The organism is Geotalea uraniireducens, assembly GCF_027943965.1.
Taxonomy (GTDB): Bacteria; Desulfobacterota; Desulfuromonadia; order Geobacterales; family Geobacteraceae; genus Geobacter; species Geobacter uraniireducens.
Map to the genome: position 1 here is coordinate 363,704 of NZ_AP027151.1, position 17,425 is coordinate 381,128.

The window sequence follows — 17,425 nt, forward strand, 5'->3', positions numbered from 1 at the left end:
TACAATGCAATCGCCATGACCAATTCTATCGGGAAAAACGACAAGAATGCCGCGCCAATCGTTGCTATTGATGGGACGGCGATCAAGGGGGTCCGGGAGGCAAAAAAGCTGACCCAACTCTATGTTGCCAACGTCGTCGGGGTGACGACCGATACTATTTCCCGCTGGGAAAACAACCGCTATCCCACCGTCAAACGGGATAATGCGGAAAAGCTGGCAATGGCCCTTGAAGTTGAACTGCCGGAAATCCTTCGCCGGGAACCGGTGCCGGAAGAAGCGTCGCTGGCTACGCCGGAGAAACGGGACTGGCGACTAGTCGCGTCGCTGGCGGTCATCGTGGTGGTTGTGCTGGTGGTCGGAATCTTTATCTACCAGCGCTCGATCACCCGCCTGGTGGCTGTCCGCTGGCTGCCGCATTACGGGGCGCCGGGACAGATTGTCCCGGTGCAGATCAAAGTGCTGCGGCCAAACAGCGATAGCGGCGGTTTCATCGTCAAGGAGCGATTACCGGCGGGCGGGCGCTTTGTCCGTTCGAACCCGCCGGCGGCAGGTGATGTGGGAGGCGGTGCGGTGAAATGGCTGATTGCCGGCGGTAGCGGACCCGTGACCATCTCCTATACGATGACCTTGCCACAAGGCCTGCAGGCCGATACGCTGGCCCGGTTCAATGGCGAACTGGTTCGCCGGGAAGGGCCGGGGACCAGCAAAGACGACATCGGCGGCGACGACACGATTACCGTCGGCGGCTATCATTGGGCTGACAGCAATGGCGATCACCGGATCGACGACAACGAGATCATGCCGGCCTATTATCTGACGGAAGAGATGAAGGGGTTGGGGCTGGACTGGCGAACCATCGAAAACATCTGGAGCGGTCGCGGCTACCGGTGGAATGAGCGTAAAAAAGGTTATGAGGTCGTCAAGTGAGTGTTGTCGCCGAGCCACGGCGTTACCGCTCGTTTTCCGATGAATTGAAACGGCTCTTCGGCTGCCGGGTCCACCGGATTTCCGTGGATGCCGGCTTTACCTGCCCAAACCGCGACGGTACCGTCGGCCATGGCGGCTGCATCTATTGTGGGGGCAAAGGTTCCGGCTCGTTCGGCATCCGGGCCGGGACGGCGATTGCCGACCAGCTTGAAGCGGGCAAGGAGGTCATGGTCCGCAAGTACAAGGCCCGCAAGTTTATCGCCTATTTCCAGGCCTATTCCAATACCTACGCTTCCGTGGAGCAGCTGCGCCCCTGCTACGACAGTGCCCTCGCCGTCACCGACATTGTCGGTCTGATTGTCGGTACCCGCCCCGATTGCCTCCCGCCTCCTGTCCTCGATCTGCTGGCAGAATACCACCAGCGCACCTATTTCTGGCTCGAACTGGGTCTCCAATCCCCGCTCGACCGTACCCTCGACCTGTTACGACGCGGCCACGACTTTGCCGCCTTCGAGCGGGCGGTAACTGAATGCGCAACCCGCGGCCTGCGGCTGTGCGCCCATGTCATCCTCGGGCTGCCGGGTGAGAGCCGGGCCGAGATGTTGGAAACGGCGGCGGTGCTCAATCGCTGTGGGGTCCAGGGGGTGAAGATCCATCTGCTTCATGTGATGCGGGATACAGCGCTGGCTGAGATGTACAATGCCGGGCGGGTGATACTTCTCGACCGGGACGAGTATGTTGGCCTGGTCTGCGATTTTCTGGAACGGCTCGACCCGCGGATCGTCGTCCAGCGGCTGACCGGCGACGGCCATCGTGACTATCTGCTGGCTCCTCTCTGGTCGCTGCAGAAGTTCGAGGTGCTCAATGCCATTGACGGTGAGTTGGTGCGGCGTGGGACGCGGCAGGGCAGCCGCTGGACCGGGCTAGGGGAAGAGGGGGGGCGTTAGAAAGGGTAGCCGAGGCCGACGAAAACCGCCGGGCCGTCCTTGCCGATGCCGATATCGACGCGGCCGACGATGTTGGGCCGAACCACGGCCCGGAAGCCGAGGCCGGGATTGAACTCGAAGCTGTTGGTCTTCGCCTTGTCAAGCGATTCCATAACCGCGCCGAGATCGATGAACGGCGCCAGTTCCCAGTCGGTATTGACGTTGAAGACGCTCCAGCGGAACAGTCTGATCCGCTCCTCCAGATTGCAGAGCAGGTAGCTGCTGTCGATGAACCGGTTCCGTCCGTAGCCGCGCAGTGTCGTTTCGCCGCCGAGGATGCTCCGTTCCAGGAAGGGGACATCGTTGCCGAGGGTCTGGTTGTAGGCGAGCCGGCCGACACTGATGTAGCGCGCCTTGCCCAGGGGGAAATACCCCTTCGTTTCTACCTCGTAATGGCGATAGCCGGCGCTGCTGCCGAGAAACTTGCCGCTCCCTTCGATGGAGGCCCTGGCGTACAGGCCGCGGGTCGGCATATCGCGGGAATCGAGTGTGCTGTAGACCAGACCGATCTTCTGGGCATGGGCGGTGAATCCGTCAATACCCGGCACTTCCGCCACGGTGAACCGGTCAGCCGTATAGGGCAGATTTTCGACGGCGCCGGGGCGAATGCGTACCTTGCGAAAACGTTCTCCCACCACCAGCTGGATATGGGGCCAGATTTCGTAACCGGCCGAAAGGGTAAAACCGTATTCCTTGTCGGCGTAGTTGGTCTCGTCATCTTTGGAGCTGTCCGACTGAAAACCGAAGAATCGTGCCGATCCGTCACTGAAATCGTAAATGAAGGCGTTGGTTTCCAGCTTTTTGTCGAAGAAGGTCTTGTCACGGAGCCGCAGTTCGTAGTCCTCATTGACGCGGGTCGATTTGGAGAGGTTTGTCTCCCAGTTGCGGTCAGGAGAAGGGAAAAAGGCTCCGTAGAAAGTGAAGGTCGTGCCGAAGTTCTGATTGTAGTTGATCTGGGGCGCGATCAGCGTACTGACCTCGTCCTTGGCGTTATGGATGAGAAAAGCACTCAGGGCGCCGAGGGTAACGCCTTCGTTGGGGCTGCTGGCGATGACCGGCAGCGGGATGGTTACTACCTTGACCGGGTCGCCGAAGTTTTCGTCGGTGAGCGGGTACGGGAGCCTCTGCCGTGGCACCATGCTGGTGCAGGCGGTGAGCGCCATACCAAGAAATATGAGAAATATAGGTGCGGTTATCCGAGACATGGGAACAATTCTGTATGCCGAGGTTTTCAACCAAGGGGACAGAATAACGGGTTTGCTGCCCATGTTCAATAGAAAAGAGCTCGCCGGTTCGGTCCGGGCGGGCGGCCTTACCCTGCTTCCTGTTGCTCCAGCCAGTAGAGCCAGGCAAGCAGTTCAGCGACGGCCCGATAGAGTTCCGGAGGGATGTCGTGATCGATGTCGACCTGCATCAGCTGAGAGACGAGGGCGGGTGACTGATGAACGTAGACCCCGGCCTCCTGCGCGCAGGCAATGATCGCCTCGGCGGTAACTCCGTGTCCCTTGGCAACAACCTGCGGCGCGTAATGTCCCTCCCGGTAAGAGAGGGCTACCGCCTTCCGTTCCCGCTCACTTTTCTGCATGACGCACGATGAGGCCGGACAGCCGCAGTCCGGCCGCCTCCATTCGCTCTTCCAGATTTCCTTTGGTCGCAGCCAGGGAGACGCTGGTTTGTTCTTCGTCGGCGGCTACGTTGACGGCCACTTCCCCGCCGGCGAGGCGGATGGCGGCACTGACTGCGCCGAGCCGGGGAAGGACCAGTCGCACTTCGGTTTCCCACGACCGTTCGCCGTGCTGGTGACCTCCTCCCTGCCGTTCATCGACTTTCCATTCCATGAACTGATCGGGCCAGACTTGGCCGAACCAGCTGAATTGGCCGGTATTGAGGACTGCCAGCTGCTCTTTGATGAGCGAGATGGTCTGGGGATCGATGCCGCCTTGGAGTGATTCGGGCAGGGCAGCATGGTACGGGGAGCTTTTGTCGAGCATTGGCACGTCGCCTGTTTTGATGGCTGTCGCGGCAGGTTCCGGCGTGCCGGCTGCCGGAGGAGGTCCGGCCGGCGCGCCTACCGGCGGCCGATGGCTTTCAGGATGTGGCTGCGGGGGCGCTGCGGATGGTTCGCCATGGAGGACGACGGTATTCGGCGCCTGGCGTGCCCCGGCGGAGTCAGTCGTTGTGGCCGGCTCACCGGTGGTCAATCTCTCTGGGAGGCCGGCCAGTCGCGTAATCTCCGGCTGGCTGTTCTCCAGTGGCGGGGAGGCGGGGGGAGTGGCAGCGCCGGTGGTGGTCGGGCGGGAAGGCTGTCCCGCCGGGCCGTCCTGTGCTGCCATTGCCGATCCGGGAGAGGTGGCCACCGTCCCGTTTGGTTCATCTGCTCCGGACGCGGAAAATGCCGGTGACGGGCCGGTGACTGTCCCGGTTTGAGCGCCGGCTGGAATCGGCCGGCCGGCAACGGATGCCGGCGTGGTCGTGCTGCCGGCATCCGTTGCCGGTGGCGCGGCGGAGTCCGGGCCGGTTCCCGGTCGGGCGCCGGACAGCGTCCCATTACCCCTGGTCGGCGTCTCCCCCGTTGTGGTTGCCGTTGGCTGCTCCGGTGAAGTGGTCCCTGGGGCGCGGGTGGCCGTAGTTTGTGGGACATTTTCTGTTGCCGGCCGGATTTGGCCGTCAGCCACGGGTGCGTCGGCCGCCGACTTGTTCCCCCGGGTGCGCAGGTAATCGGCAAGCCGCGAAAGTGCCCCTTGCGGCTCGCTGAGCAGCTCCGCCAGCGGGAAGTTCCCCTGCAGCCACTGGGCAAGGTGCGATTCGTAAAAAATGCCGCTTTTGCTGAGAACATTGCGCAGGCCGGCGGCGAGCACCTGGGGATCGTTGGGGGGCGTCGGACTGACCAGCGAGGGCCGGGGGAGGGAGGAGACGGTCGTGGCTGTCGGCCCATCCGCCGTGGCCAGCAGGTTGAGCCAGCGGCCGGTGTCGCTGATCTGCACCGGTACTCCCGAGTTGGCCTCCTGCGAAAAAGCAAAAATGAGCTGCGGCTCTTCGCTGACGTAGGTCAACTCCACCGTTTGGCCCGGCTGGAGGTTGACCGGCAGTTCCATGTTCAGAAGCTGATTGGCCAAGCGGATCAGGTAGCGGTTGTTCGGCAGGTTGGCCATGACCTCCCCCTGCACCATCTGGCCGGGGGTCAGATTGAGCGGGGTGAGGCTCTGCCAGTTGGACTCGGTCAGGGTGAACGATGAGTCCTTTAGCAGCGTCTGGGCGAGCTGGGCAATTTCGTTGGTGACGATCATGTAGTACTTTTCGGTCGCCCCGGGAAAAAATGAAGCCTTTCGCCCGGGGAAATGCCGCTACCCCCAGAGCATCAGCCCTTGGTCATAAACAGGGCCCAGCTCCGTATGGCAGGGCATGACCCGTACCATGAAGCCGTAGCGACCGCAGAAACGGCACTCGATTTCGCCGGCAAAGAGCTGGTTCCCCTCGGCAGATTGGCCGGCGTGCGCCAGCGGGAGGAGCTCGCCGCCAATGATGTTCCCCCGCGAATCGAGGACGCCGCAATAGAGTTCGACCGCCAGTTGTTCGGGGGCAATAGCGCCGAGGGTCAGCTCGGCTGTCACCGGAATCAGGGTGCCGAGCGGGACCTCGGCGGTAGCGACCGCCTCGACAGCCCCGATGCGGACCTGCGGCCAGAGCCGGTGCATCTCCCCCTTCCAGCGGGCCAGCTCGGTAGCAAGGGCCATCCGGTCGGCGGAAAGTTTTTCCCATTGGCTGAAAGACTCCAGATACATGCGGGTGGTGTATTCCTCGACCATCCGTTCGGAACTGAAAACAGGGCAGAGCGTTTGCAACGAGGCCTTGATGCAACCGAGCCAGCCCCGGGGGACATTGTCGGTGCCGCGATCATAGAAGAGCGGGATGACCTCCTTTTCCAGCAAATCGTAGATCGCCCGGCTCTCCACCTCGTTCTGGTAGTCGATATCGTCGTAAACCTCTCCGTTGCCGATGGCCCAGCCGTTGTTTCCCCGGTACCCCTCTGGCCACCAGCCGTCGAGTACGCTCATATTGAGCCCGCCGTTGAAGGCGACTTTCATGCCGCTGGTACCGCTCGCCTCGAAGGGGCGGCGGGGGGTGTTGAGCCAGACGTCGACCCCCTGGACAAGGTGCCGGGCCACGGCCATGTCGTAATCCTCGATGAAGACGATCCGGTTGTGGAAGCGTTTCTCGAGGGAGTGCTGAAAGATCTGCCTGATCAACTCCTTCCCCTCGACATCCTGGGGATGGGCCTTGCCGGCAAAGATGATCTGTACCGGCCGGTCGGCATCGTTGAGCAGCCGCGCCAGCCGGTCCAGGTCGCGGAACAGCAGGGTGCCCCGTTTATAGGTGGCGAAGCGGCGGGCGAAGCCGATGGTCAGGACTTCCGGATCGAGCACCTCGTCGGCGGTGGCGATCTCCTTGGCGGTGGCACCGACTTTGGTCAGATGCTCTTTGAGCCGGCGCCGGGCGAACAGCACCAGCCGTTCCCGGCACCGTTCGTGGGTGCGCCACAGTTCGGAATCGGGGATGTTGACGGCTCGGCGCCAGAGCGCCTGGTCGGTCGGATCTTCCCGCCACCGGTTTCCCAAGTAGCGGGTGAGCAGCGCGGCCATTTCGTTGGAGAGCCAGGTTTTGGTATGAACGCCGTTGGTGACGGAAGTGATCGGAATCTGCTCTTCGGGGAGCTCGGGCCAGAGGTTGCGCCACATCTTGCGCGATACTTCGCCATGCAGCTGACTGACGCCGTTGGCATGGGCGGCGAGCCGGAGTGCCAGCACCGCCATACAGAACGCTTCGTGGGGGTTTTTGGGATTCTGCCGGCCCAGTGCCAGAAACTCGTCCCGGGATAGGCCGAGAGCGCGGTAATACCTTCCCAGGTACTTTTCCAGCAGATCGGGGGAGAAATGATCGATGCCCGCATCGACGGGGGTGTGAGTGGTGAAGATGTTGCCGGCCCGGACCGCTTCCATCGCCTCGGTAAACCTGAGGTTGTACTCCTCCATCAGCAGCCGGGTTCGCTCAAGGGCCAGGAAGGCCGCATGCCCTTCGTTCATGTGGCAGATATTGGGGGCGATGCCGAGCAGTTTCAGCGCCCGGATACCGCCGATGCCGAGGAGAATTTCCTGGCGGATTCGCATGTCCTGGTCGCCGCTGTAAAGCTGGGCGGTGATTTCCCGGTCTTCGGGGGCGTTCTCCTCAAGGTTGCTATCCAACAGGTAGAGGGGCACGCGCCCGACCTGGAGCCGCCAGAGCTGGGCTGAAACTTTGCGTCCCGCCAAGTCGAGTTCGATGGTCAGCGGCTTGCCGTCGGTGGTCCGTTCAAGGTGCAGGGGGAGGTTGTAAAAATCGTTCTCCGGGTAGATTTCCTGCTGCCACCCTTCGATATTGAGGTACTGGCGGAAATATCCCTGCCGGTAGAGGAGGCCGACCCCGACCAGGGGAATCCCCAAGTCGCTGGCCGATTTGAGGTGGTCGCCGGCGAGGATGCCGAGCCCCCCCGAATAGGTGGGAACCGACTCGTGGAGGCCGAATTCCATGGAAAAGTAGGCGGTCAGCATCGGTTTCGAGCCGTTGTAGTGTCGACCGAACCAGGTCTTTTCTTCCAGGTATTCCCGGAAACGGTTCTCGACCCGCTTGAGGTGGGTCATGAACCCTTCGTCGGCGGCAAGTTTTTCCAGGAACGTCTGCTGGAGAATGCCGAGCATTTCCACCGGATTATGGCGGGTCTGCTGCCAGAGCTCGATGTCGAGCCGCTTGAACAGTTCTACCGCTTCCGGTTCCCAGGTCCACCAGAGGTTGTAGGCGAGCTGCTGCAGGATGGCCAACTCGCCGGTCAGCGACGGGACGACCGTGAAACGGTGAAGCTTCGTTCTGAAATCCATGGAGCCTCCTCGGGAAACGGTGCCCGTAGCATGCTGTTGTCATTGTCAGTCCGGTTTCTCGATGCCGAACTTTTCCAATCGATATTGCAGGGTCTTGTAGCTCATGCCGAGCAGCGGTGCTGCCTTGGCGATCACCCAGTCCGCCCGTTCCATTGCCTTGATGATCAGTTCTTTTTCGAGCTCTTCGAACTGGATGCCGCCGGCCGGGAATTCGAAGGGGATTTTGCCGCCGCCGGCTCCCCCCTCCCGCACCTCGCCGGGGAGGTCTTCAGGGTGGATGTACTCGCTCTCGGCCATCAATATCCCCCGTTCGATCACCGATTCCAGCTGCCGGACGTTGCCCGGCCAGGAATAGTCCATGATCAGCTTTAGGGCGCTGCGGGCGATCCCTTTCACGGGGAGACCGGTTTGGGAGCCGTACTTGCGAACGAAGAAGTCGGCCAGGGTGGCGATGTCGTTTCCCCTCTCCCGCAAGGGGGGGAGATTGATCCTGATGACGTTGAGCCGGTAGAAGAGGTCTTCGCGGAATCCTCCCCGACGGATTTCGCCTTCCAGGTCGCGATTAGTGGCGGAGATGATCCGCACGTCGATCGGGATGTTGACCTTTCCCCCGACCCGGCGGATTTCCTTCGACTGGATGGCGCGCAGCAGCTTGGCCTGCATGGCGACGCTCATTTCGCCAATCTCGTCGAGGAAGACCGTCCCATCGTTGGCCGCTTCGAAGATGCCGATCTCCCGGCTGTTCGCCCCGGTGAAGGCCCCTTTCTCATGGCCGAACAGTTCGCTTTCCATCAGGTTTTCGGGGATGGCGGCGCAGTTGATGGCAAAGAACGGCCGTTTCTTGCGGGGACTGCCATCGTGGATCGCCCGGGCCACCAGTTCCTTGCCGGTCCCCGATTCGCCGTAGATCAGGACGGTGGAGTTGGTTGGCGCAATCTTGGCGATGATCCGGTAGACTTCCTTCATTTTGGGATGTTCGCCGATGATGTCGGGGATGGCAGCGGTCTGCTCCAGCTTCTTATGCAGGGCCCGGTTTTCCCTGACCAGGGCAACCCGTTCGAAGCCGCGCCGGAGGGTGAGCAGCAGGTCGTCCCGCTCCAGGGGTTTTTCCAGATAGTCGAAGGCCCCCTTTTTCATCGCTTCGACGGCCGAGTCGACGGTGCCGTGGGCGGTCATCATGATCACGCACTGTAGCGGATCGACGTGCAGTGCCCGCTCCAGCAGTTCCATCCCGGACATCCCCTGCATTTTCAGGTCGGTCAGGATGATGTCGAACTGTTGGGATTCGAGGTGTGCCAGTGCTTCCTGGCCGCCGGGCGCGGTGTTGACCCGGTATCCTTCACCTTCCAGAATGGTCTGGAGGATTTCGCGTTGTCCTCGTTCGTCGTCAACCAGAAGTATGCTGCCTGCCATTGATGTTCCTCGCTCTGCCAAAGACGCCGGCGCCGGGCCGGTCTGCTGCCTCACTCCGCCGGACCAGCCGGCAGGGTGACGATGAAAGTGGTCCCCTGGTCGACAATGCTTTCAACCTGGATATCGCCCCCGTGCTCCCGGATAATCCGCTCGGTGATCGCCAGACCGAGGCCGATTCCCGCCTCCTTGGTGGTGAACCAGGGCTGGAAGATCTTTGCCAGATCGTCAGGTCGGATACCGCCTCCCTCGTCGGCGAAGGTCAGCCGAAACTGGCGCAATTCCCGGTCGAACCGGGCACCGAGGGTGACCGTCCCTCCTCCCGGCATGGCTTGGGCGGCGTTGGTGACAAAATTGAACAGACAGTTGCGGAGCATTTCGCCGTCGACGCGCATCGGTGGCAGGTCGTCGACCAGGTCGGTAACGATGGCGATTCGCTGTTCGGTCAGCTTTTCCTCAAGGATCGGCAGCGCCTTTTCGATCAACTCCGCGTAGGAGATATCGGCGAGGCGGAGTTTGAGCGGCCGGCCGTAATTCATGAAGTTGACCACCATGTAATTGGCCCGGCGCACTTCCTCCTTGATCTTGTCCGCCAGTGGGACGAAGCGGTCGGTGCTTTCGGGGCAAGCAGCCATGAACTCGCTCTTCAGGTGGTCGATGGCGAGGCTGATGTAATTGAGCGGATTCCTGATTTCATGGGCGATACCCGATGCCAGCTGGCCAACCTTGGAGAGGTGCTCCGCCTCGTAGAGCCGCTTTTCCAGCGATTCCCGTTCCCGTAGCTTGGCGACCATCTCGTTGAAATCTTTGGCCAGGCCGCCGATTTCATCACCGCCGGTGGCCGGGAAGGTCACCGACAGATCGCCGTCCGCCACCCGGCGGACCCCGGTGGCCAATCGATTGATCGGTGCCGTGTAGCGCCGGGCGAGGAAGATGGAGAGCGTAATCCCGAACAGGAAGACCAGCGAGGTGGCGATCACCCGGTGGATGAAGTTGTCGTGCTGGATGGTGCGAATATTGTCGAGCAGCAGGTTAATCTGGACGTAACCGAGCTGTTCGTCGCCGACGATTACCGGCACTACCAGGTCGTACGCCCGGACTGACGAGGGATGGTCGCCCTTGCCGACGGGAGATGCCTTGAGTCCTTTGCCCAGTTTGCGGATTTCCCGTTTTTTGCCGACCTTCGTCGGGTCGGACGAATCGATGATCTCCCCTTCATTGTTGATGATGTTGACTTCTTTGATCCCCCGGACTTTCGCTTCCTTTAGATAATCCCGGAGTTGCGACTGGTCGGCTTCGTATTCGGAAGTCAGGTCGGCAATGCTCATCTGGATCGCCTTCGAAACGAAGGTGGAACTTTCCTGGATTTCCTGGACCAGGTCGTTCTGGCTGTACTGGTTGAGGGCGAAGAGCGTCATGATGGCGATGACGAGCAGCGACAGCATGATCGTCACCAGCTTGGTGTTGAGGGTCATGGGGAACCTCGGGTGGGATTTGCCGCGAAATACCGCGAAATTATACACGAGCCCCGGGAGGCACACAAGGGGATTGCGCCGAGAGTGTTCCGGCAGAGGACTCTTCTCCTCGCCGGCGATCTCTGCTATCATATCAGACTCTCCGGGCTTCCCGGGAACATCTGCGTCTCCGGGCGCTGCCGTTGGCAAGAGGGAGGTCCTGTGCACGAAATGTCCATTACCCAGAGCGTGGTTGAAATCTGCGAGAAAAATGCGGCGGGCCGTCGGGTCCTTGGCGTCACCCTGGAAATCGGCGAGCTTTCCGGCGTGGTGGCTGAGGCGGTGGAATTCTGCTTCACGGCCTGCGCGGCCGACACCCTGCTGGAAGGGGCGCGGCTCGAGATCGAGCAGACGGCGGGACGCGGTGCCTGTCCGTCCTGCGGCGCCGAGTTTCCCCTGCACAGCTACTTCGATCCCTGTCCCGAGTGCGGCGGTTACGGCGTGCGGGTGATTGCCGGCGAAGAGCTCCGGGTCAAGGAACTGGAGGTCGAGTAAACCTGTTGGAACCAAACGGTTTTTTCTCCGGGAGACACGATGCCGGTCGTGCGGTAAAATCGTTTACAAAGAGCGGCAAATCATTTAAAGTGGAGCGCCCTCCAACGAACATTGCCCGGGAGATGACCATGGACCTCCTCAAGAATACCCCCCTCGTGGAAGAACATTGCCGACGCAACGCCCTGATGGCCCCCTTCGGCGGCTGGAACATGCCGATCCAGTACGAGGGGATCATCGCCGAACATCGCTGGTGCCGGGAAAAGGCGGCGCTGTTCGATATCTGCCACATGGGCGAATTCCTCTTTACGGGGGATATCGTTGCCGGAGGGCTGGAAGACGTCTTCACCTTTTCCGTCGCCTCCATCCCGGTCGGTCGTTCCCGTTACGGCTTTCTGCTCAACGAACAGGGCGGCATCATCGACGATCTGATCGTCTTCCGGCTGGCCGAAGACGAGGCGATGGTGGTGGTGAACGCCGCGACCATCGACAATGACTTCGCCGTCATCAACTCCCGGCTTACCGGCGGGACGTTCCGCAACATCTCCGCTGAAACCGGCAAGCTCGATCTCCAGGGCCCGCTGGCCCGCGAGGTTCTCACCACGCTGGTTCCGGGAATTGCCGGGCTCCCCTATTTCAAGTTCGTCAAAACCACGCTGCTCGGTGCCGAGGCCATGGTCAGCCGGACCGGCTATACCGGCGAGCTCGGTTACGAGGTCTTCCTTCCCGCCGGAAAGACCGTCGAGCTCTGGTCGCGGCTGCTGGCCGACGAGCGGGTGAAGCCCGCCGGACTCGGCGCCCGCGACGTCCTCCGCCTGGAGGTGGGATACAGTCTCTACGGCAGCGACATCGACGAGACGACCACGCCGCTGGAGGCGGGTCTGGCGGCCTTCGTCAATTTCGACAAGCCGTTCGTTGGCCGGGACGCGCTGCTGCGGCAGCAGACGGAGGGGATCCGGCGGGCCAAGGTCGCCTTCCAGGTCGGTTCCCGGCGTTCACCCCGGCACCATTACGAAATCTGTTTCGAAGGCCGCGCGGTCGGTACCGTGACGAGCGGGGTCTTTTCCCCGATGCTCGGCTGCGGCATCGGCATCGGCTTCGTCACCCCGGAGGTCGCCGTCGTCGGTGCGCCGCTCACCATCCGTCACGACCGGGTGAGCATGGACGCCACGGCGGTCGAGCTGCCGTTCTACCGGGGCGGCTCGTTGCGTGCCTGACAGTTTCCTGGTTTTTACAGTATTCCAAACCACGACATTCAATTTTCAGGAGGATCGCCATGGACATGTACTTCACCAAAGAGCACGAGTGGGTCAAGATCAAGGAGGGGACTGCGGCAGTCGGGATCACCGAGTACGCGGCACACCAGTTGGGTGACGTCACCTTCGTCGAACTTCCCCAGGCCGGCAAAACGGTAAAACAGTTCGATACCCTGGCCGGCATCGAATCGGTGAAGGCGGCAAGCGATATCTATGCGCCGGTGTCCGGCAAGGTGACCGAGGTGAACGAGGCGCTCAACGACCGGCCGGAGATCGTCAACGAAGCGCCGGAGGACGCCGGCTGGATCGCCTGGATCGAGATGGCGGATACGGCCGAGCTGGCGCAGCTGATGAACCGCGAGCAGTACGACGAGTACGTGCGGGGTCTGGAATGAGCAGAGCCGGCTATTGTCCCACGACGCCCGAAGAGGAGCGGCAGATGCTCGACGCTATCGGCGTGACGAGCATCGACGACCTCTTCCGGCCGATTGCCCCGGGCCTTCGGGCAAAATCTTTCGATCTTCCCGACGGGATGTCGGAATTCGAGATGCTGCGGACATTCCAGGAACTGGCCGCCAAGAACGCCCAGCACCTGGTTACCTTTGTCGGCGGCGGCTATTACGACCACCTGATCCCGACGGTGGTCGACCACCTGACGGGGCGGGCCGAGTTCTACACCGCCTATACTCCCTATCAGCCCGAATGTGCCCAGGGAACCCTGCAGGCGCTTTTTGAATACCAAACGGCAATTTGCCGGCTGACCGGCCTGGACGTCGCCAATGCTTCGCTTTACGACGGCGGCACGGCGCTGGCCGAGGCGGCGTTGATGGCCCTCCGGGTCACCGGCCGACGCCGGCTGGTCATCGACGGGGCGGTCAACCCGTTTCACCGGGAGATCGTCCGGACCTATCTGGCCAACCTGGATGTCGAGCTGCTGGAGATTCCTCCCAAACTCGGCCTAGAGGACGATGCCCGACTGCGGGCGGCCATCGACGGCTCCGTCGCCGCAGTCCTCGTCCAGAATCCGAATTTCTTCGGCAGCGTCAGCGACTTCCGCCGGCTGGCCGACGAAATCCACGCCGCCGGTGGGCTACTGGTCGTTTCGACCTATCCGGTATCGCTCGGGCTGGTTGCCACGCCCGGTGAGATGGGAGCGGACATCGCCGTCGGCGACGGTCAGAGTCTCGGCAATCCGCTCTCTTTCGGTGGTCCTTCCTTCGGCCTGATCGCCAGCCGCAAAGAGTTCATCCGCAATCTCCCCGGACGGATCATCGGCGAAACCGTCGACCGTCACGGCGAACGGGGCTTCGTCCTGACCCTGCAGGCCCGCGAACAGCACATCAAGCGCCACAAGGCAACCTCCAACATCTGCAGCAACCAGAGCCTCTGTGCCCTGCGCGGGCTGATTTTCCTGTCCAGCCTCGGCCGGCAGGGATTTGCGGAGCTCGCCCGGCTCAACTACGACAAGGCCGAATATGCGAAGCAGGCGCTCGGGAGGCTTTCCGGCGTCGAGGTGATGAACGGCGGGGCCACCTTCAACGAATTTACCGTTTGCCTGCCGAAAGATGCCGCCGAGGTGGTTGCCGGCCTGCTGCGCAAAGGGGTGGCGGCCGGGGTGCCGCTGGGGAGCTACTATCCCGATATGGGGCATTGCCTGGTGGTGACCGTTACCGAGAAAAGGACCCGGGAAGAGATCGATACGTTTGTCCGGCAACTGGAGGGGGCGCTATGCAACTGATCTACGAACAATCGATTCCCGGTCGGCCGGGCGTCAGTCTGCCGGCCAGCGATGTCCCGCCGGCCGCCGGCCTGTCGGCCGAGCTGCGCCGGGCCGAAGCAGCTGTGCTGCCCGAAGTGAGCGAACTCGATCTGGTGCGCCATTTCACTCTGCTCTCCCGGCGCAACTTCTCTGTCGATACCAATTTCTATCCCCTCGGTTCCTGCACGATGAAGTACAACGCCAAGGCCATCGAGGAAGCGGCCCGGGCCTTTGTCCCCTATCACCCGATGGTGGCGCTGCTTCCCCATGGCGCCTCGTACTGCCAGGGGAGTCTTGCCCTGGCCTACGAACTGGGCCGGACCCTGACCGAGATCACCGGCATGGATGAGGTGACCACCCAGCCGCTGGCCGGGGCCCATGGCGAGATGACCGGCATCATGATGGTGGCTGCCTATCATCGGGCGAAGGGGAACAAGAAGCGCTACGTGGTGGTGCCTGACTCCTCCCACGGCACCAATCCGGCCTCGGCGGCGATGGTCGGCTACGAGATCATCACCGTGCCGACCGCCGCATATGGCGATATGGACCTGGAGCGGTTTCGCGAGGTGATGACCGACGAAGTGGCGGCGGTAATGATGACCTGTCCCAATACCCTCGGCCTTTTCAACCCGCACATCCGTGAAATCTGCGACCTTGCCCACGATCACGACGCCCTCGTCTACTACGACGGCGCCAACCTCAACGCCATCCTCGGCAAGGTCCGCCCCGGCGATGTCGGTTTCGACGTGATCCATGTCAACCTGCACAAGACCTTCGGCACTCCCCATGGCGGCGGCGGTCCGGGCAGCGGGCCGGTGGGGGTGAAGAAGGAGCTGATTCCCTTCCTCCCCGGGCCGCGGATCGTCAGGAACGACGACGGCAGCTATGCGCTCGAATCCGCCCTCCCCGAAAGTATCGGGCGGACGGCTGGCTTTTTCGGTAATTTCGGGGTGATGGCCAAGGCGTATGCCTACATGGTGATGCTCGGCCGTGCGGGGCTGATCCAGGTGAGCGAACAGGCGGTCCTCAGCGCCAATTACGTGATGAGCCGGCTCAAGGATCTCTACGAACTCCCCTACGAGACGAGCTGCATGCACGAGTGCGTCTTCTCGGCGGTCAGGCAGGCAAAGAACGGCGTCCATGCGATCGATATCGCCAAGTTCCTCATCGATCGCGGTTTCCACCCGCCGACGGTCTACTTCCCACTGATTGTCAAAGAGGCGATCATGATCGAGCCGACCGAAACCGAGAGTAAGGAAACCCTCGATGCCTTCATTGCCGTGATGCGGGAAGCGGCGGAACTGGCCGAGCGCGATCCGGCGGCCTTTGCGACGCTGCCGCAGTCGATGCCGGTTAGCCGGCTGGACGAAACCAAGGCGGCCCGGGAGCAGAACGTCTGTTTCGGCTCGTGGTGAACCGCTTCCTTTTCCCGGAATGAACCTATGACCTGGCGGCTGATCGATAGCGGGCCTCTCGACGCGGTTACCAATATGGCGGTCGACGAGGCGCTCCTCCGGAGCTTCGACCCTGCCGCACCAGTGCCGGTGCTCCGCCTTTACGGGTGGGAGCCACCGGCTTTTTCTTTGGGCCGGTTCCAGCAGGCGGAAGACGTCCTTGACCTCGATCGCTGCACTGCCGCCGGGATTGCCGTGGTGCGGCGGATAACCGGCGGCGGGGCGATTTACCACGCCGCCGAACTGACGTATTCCGTTGTCTGCGCCCCGTCCCAGATTCCCGGCGGGGCGGGGGTAAAGGAATCGTTCCGCACCCTGACCCGCTTCCTGCTCGACTTCTATCGCGGCCTCGGCCTGGCTCCCGCCTGGGCGGCGGACGGTTGTGCCCCCGGCCCGTTCGGCGAACGGACCCCGCTCTGTTTTGCTGGGCGGGAAGAGTGTGACATCGTTGTCGAGGGGCGGAAGATCGGGGGGAATGCCCAGCGGCGATTGAAAGGGGTGGTCTTCCAGCATGGCTCGATTCCCCTCCGTCCCGTCCTTGCCGGGGTCCTCTCCCTGCTGCGGCAGGTTCCGCCGGGGCTGATGGCCGACTGTGCCACTCTTGCCGAACTGGGGGTGAACGACGACGAGGCCGGGTTGCGGCAACGGCTGGCAGCAGCTTTTGCCGCAGCGTTGGGCGTCAGGCTGACCGGGTCGGCGCTGACCGCGGCCGAAACGGCGCTGGCCGCCGAACTTACCCGCGATCGTTACGGATCGGCTGCCTGGAATTGCCAGGGAGAATTATCATGAATATCGTCCGCAAGCCCGAATGGCTGCAGAAAAAGATCAATCCGGCCGCCCATGCGGAAATGGAGGGGCTGCTCGGCGAGTTGCGGCTCCATACCGTCTGCCAGGAGGCCCGTTGCCCCAATATCAGCGAATGCTTCCGCCAGCGGCAGGCTACCTTTCTGATCCTTGGGGCCCTCTGCACCCGCCGCTGTTCCTTCTGCAACGTGACCAAGCGGTCGCCGGTCCCTCCCGATACCGGCGAGCCGGCCCGGGTTGCCGCGGCCGTTGCCCGGCTTGCCCTGAGTCACGTGGTAATTACCAGCCCGACCCGCGACGACCTGGCCGACGGCGGCGCTGCCCATTACGCCGCCACCGTCGCGGCTATCCGCGGGGCGGCACCGGCAACGACGATCGAACTTCTCATCCCCGATTTTCAGGGGAGCCGTACCGCATTGGCGACGGTGGTTGCCAGTGGGCCGGCCATCGTCGGCCATAATCTGGAAACGGTCCCCCGCCTCTACCAGATCCGCTCGGGAGCCGATTACCACCGCTCTCTCGCGGTGCTTGAAACCCTGCGCGAACTGGCCCCGTCCCTCAGGACCAAGTCGGGAGTGATGCTCGGGCTCGGCGAGACGGAGGAGGAACTGTTTGCTGTCCTCGACGACCTGCGCCGGGTCGACTGTTCATACCTCAGTCTCGGCCAGTATCTGGCGCCAAGCCGGGCTCACCATCCGGTGATCGAGTACCTCCCGCCGGAGACCTTCGACCGATACCGCGAGCAGGCGCTCGCCATGGGCTTTGCCCATGTGGAGAGCGGGCCGTACGTCAGGAGTTCCTATCATGCCGCCCGGTACGGCGAGTGAATGGGCACGGATCATGCTGCATCGGGCATGGACCGCTCCCGGGCTGCACGGGCCTGGCGGCGGTGATTCCGCTGTGGGGAGGTGGTA

At 62.4% G+C, this 17,425-nt stretch carries 15 protein-coding genes; 9 read left to right on the forward strand and 6 right to left on the reverse strand.

Annotated features, from left to right (window positions below; translation table 11 throughout):
* Nucleotides 1-15 precede the first annotated feature (15 nt).
* Nucleotides 16-927 carry a helix-turn-helix transcriptional regulator gene (locus tag QMN23_RS01675; RefSeq protein ID WP_282001385.1) on the forward strand — a complete coding sequence of 304 codons (912 nt, stop codon included), beginning with the start codon at nt 16-18 and terminating at the stop codon, nt 925-927.
* Complete coding sequence (locus QMN23_RS01680; RefSeq protein ID WP_282001386.1) at nt 924-1,874, forward strand: TIGR01212 family radical SAM protein; 951 nt, start codon at nt 924-926, stop codon at nt 1,872-1,874. The genes QMN23_RS01675 and QMN23_RS01680 overlap by 4 nt, the downstream gene beginning before the upstream one ends.
* Here the strand turns inward: QMN23_RS01680 and QMN23_RS01685 are convergent.
* The 6 genes from QMN23_RS01685 to QMN23_RS01710 form a co-directional block, all read right to left on the reverse strand.
* Nucleotides 1,871-3,118: a BamA/TamA family outer membrane protein gene (locus QMN23_RS01685; RefSeq protein ID WP_282001387.1), complete on the reverse strand. Its 1,248-nt coding sequence runs from the start codon at nt 3,116-3,118 to the stop codon at nt 1,871-1,873. The two genes, QMN23_RS01680 and QMN23_RS01685, sit on opposite strands and share 4 nt — an antisense overlap.
* A gap of 107 nt (nt 3,119-3,225) precedes the next feature.
* The gene (locus QMN23_RS01690) at nt 3,226-3,498 is read right to left on the reverse strand and encodes an EscU/YscU/HrcU family type III secretion system export apparatus switch protein (RefSeq protein WP_282001388.1); all 273 of its coding nucleotides are present in this window, start codon (nt 3,496-3,498) and stop codon (nt 3,226-3,228) included.
* The gene (locus tag QMN23_RS01695) at nt 3,485-5,200 is read right to left on the reverse strand and encodes a flagellar hook-length control protein FliK (protein ID WP_282001389.1); all 1,716 of its coding nucleotides are present in this window, start codon (nt 5,198-5,200) and stop codon (nt 3,485-3,487) included. Before QMN23_RS01695 ends, QMN23_RS01690 begins: the two co-directional genes overlap by 14 nt.
* A gap of 57 nt (nt 5,201-5,257) precedes the next feature.
* Nucleotides 5,258-7,822, reverse strand: coding sequence for a glycosyltransferase family 1 protein (locus QMN23_RS01700; RefSeq protein ID WP_282001390.1), 2,565 nt, complete (start codon nt 7,820-7,822; stop codon nt 5,258-5,260).
* 45 nt (nt 7,823-7,867) lie between these two features.
* Complete coding sequence (locus QMN23_RS01705; RefSeq protein ID WP_282001391.1) at nt 7,868-9,235, reverse strand: sigma-54-dependent transcriptional regulator; 1,368 nt, start codon at nt 9,233-9,235, stop codon at nt 7,868-7,870.
* A 50-nt stretch (nt 9,236-9,285) separates the two neighbouring features.
* Nucleotides 9,286-10,707 carry a sensor histidine kinase gene (locus QMN23_RS01710; protein WP_282001392.1) on the reverse strand — a complete coding sequence of 474 codons (1,422 nt, stop codon included), beginning with the start codon at nt 10,705-10,707 and terminating at the stop codon, nt 9,286-9,288.
* Between the two features lie 201 nt (nt 10,708-10,908).
* On the opposite strand from QMN23_RS01710, the gene hypA reads away from it, so the two are divergent.
* From hypA to lipA, 7 genes are all read left to right on the forward strand, one after another.
* Nucleotides 10,909-11,241, forward strand: coding sequence for a hydrogenase maturation nickel metallochaperone HypA (hypA, locus tag QMN23_RS01715; protein ID WP_282001393.1), 333 nt, complete (start codon nt 10,909-10,911; stop codon nt 11,239-11,241).
* A gap of 128 nt (nt 11,242-11,369) precedes the next feature.
* Nucleotides 11,370-12,455 carry a glycine cleavage system aminomethyltransferase GcvT gene (gene gcvT, locus QMN23_RS01720; RefSeq protein WP_282001394.1) on the forward strand — a complete coding sequence of 362 codons (1,086 nt, stop codon included), beginning with the start codon at nt 11,370-11,372 and terminating at the stop codon, nt 12,453-12,455.
* Between the two features lie 59 nt (nt 12,456-12,514).
* Nucleotides 12,515-12,889, forward strand: coding sequence for a glycine cleavage system protein GcvH (gene gcvH, locus QMN23_RS01725; protein ID WP_282001395.1), 375 nt, complete (start codon nt 12,515-12,517; stop codon nt 12,887-12,889).
* Nucleotides 12,886-14,232: an aminomethyl-transferring glycine dehydrogenase subunit GcvPA gene (gene gcvPA / locus QMN23_RS01730; RefSeq protein WP_282001396.1), complete on the forward strand. Its 1,347-nt coding sequence runs from the start codon at nt 12,886-12,888 to the stop codon at nt 14,230-14,232. The genes gcvH and gcvPA overlap by 4 nt, the downstream gene beginning before the upstream one ends.
* Nucleotides 14,223-15,668, forward strand: a complete 1,446-nt coding sequence (gene gcvPB, locus QMN23_RS01735) for an aminomethyl-transferring glycine dehydrogenase subunit GcvPB (protein WP_282001397.1) — start codon at nt 14,223-14,225, stop codon at nt 15,666-15,668. The genes gcvPA and gcvPB overlap by 10 nt, the downstream gene beginning before the upstream one ends.
* 27 nt (nt 15,669-15,695) lie before the next feature.
* Entirely contained in the window at nt 15,696-16,496 is an 801-nt protein-coding gene (locus QMN23_RS01740; RefSeq protein ID WP_282001398.1) for a lipoate--protein ligase family protein, read from the forward strand.
* Complete coding sequence (gene lipA, locus QMN23_RS01745; RefSeq protein ID WP_282001399.1) at nt 16,493-17,338, forward strand: lipoyl synthase; 846 nt, start codon at nt 16,493-16,495, stop codon at nt 17,336-17,338. The genes QMN23_RS01740 and lipA overlap by 4 nt, the downstream gene beginning before the upstream one ends.
* Nucleotides 17,339-17,425: the final 87 nt, after the last annotated feature.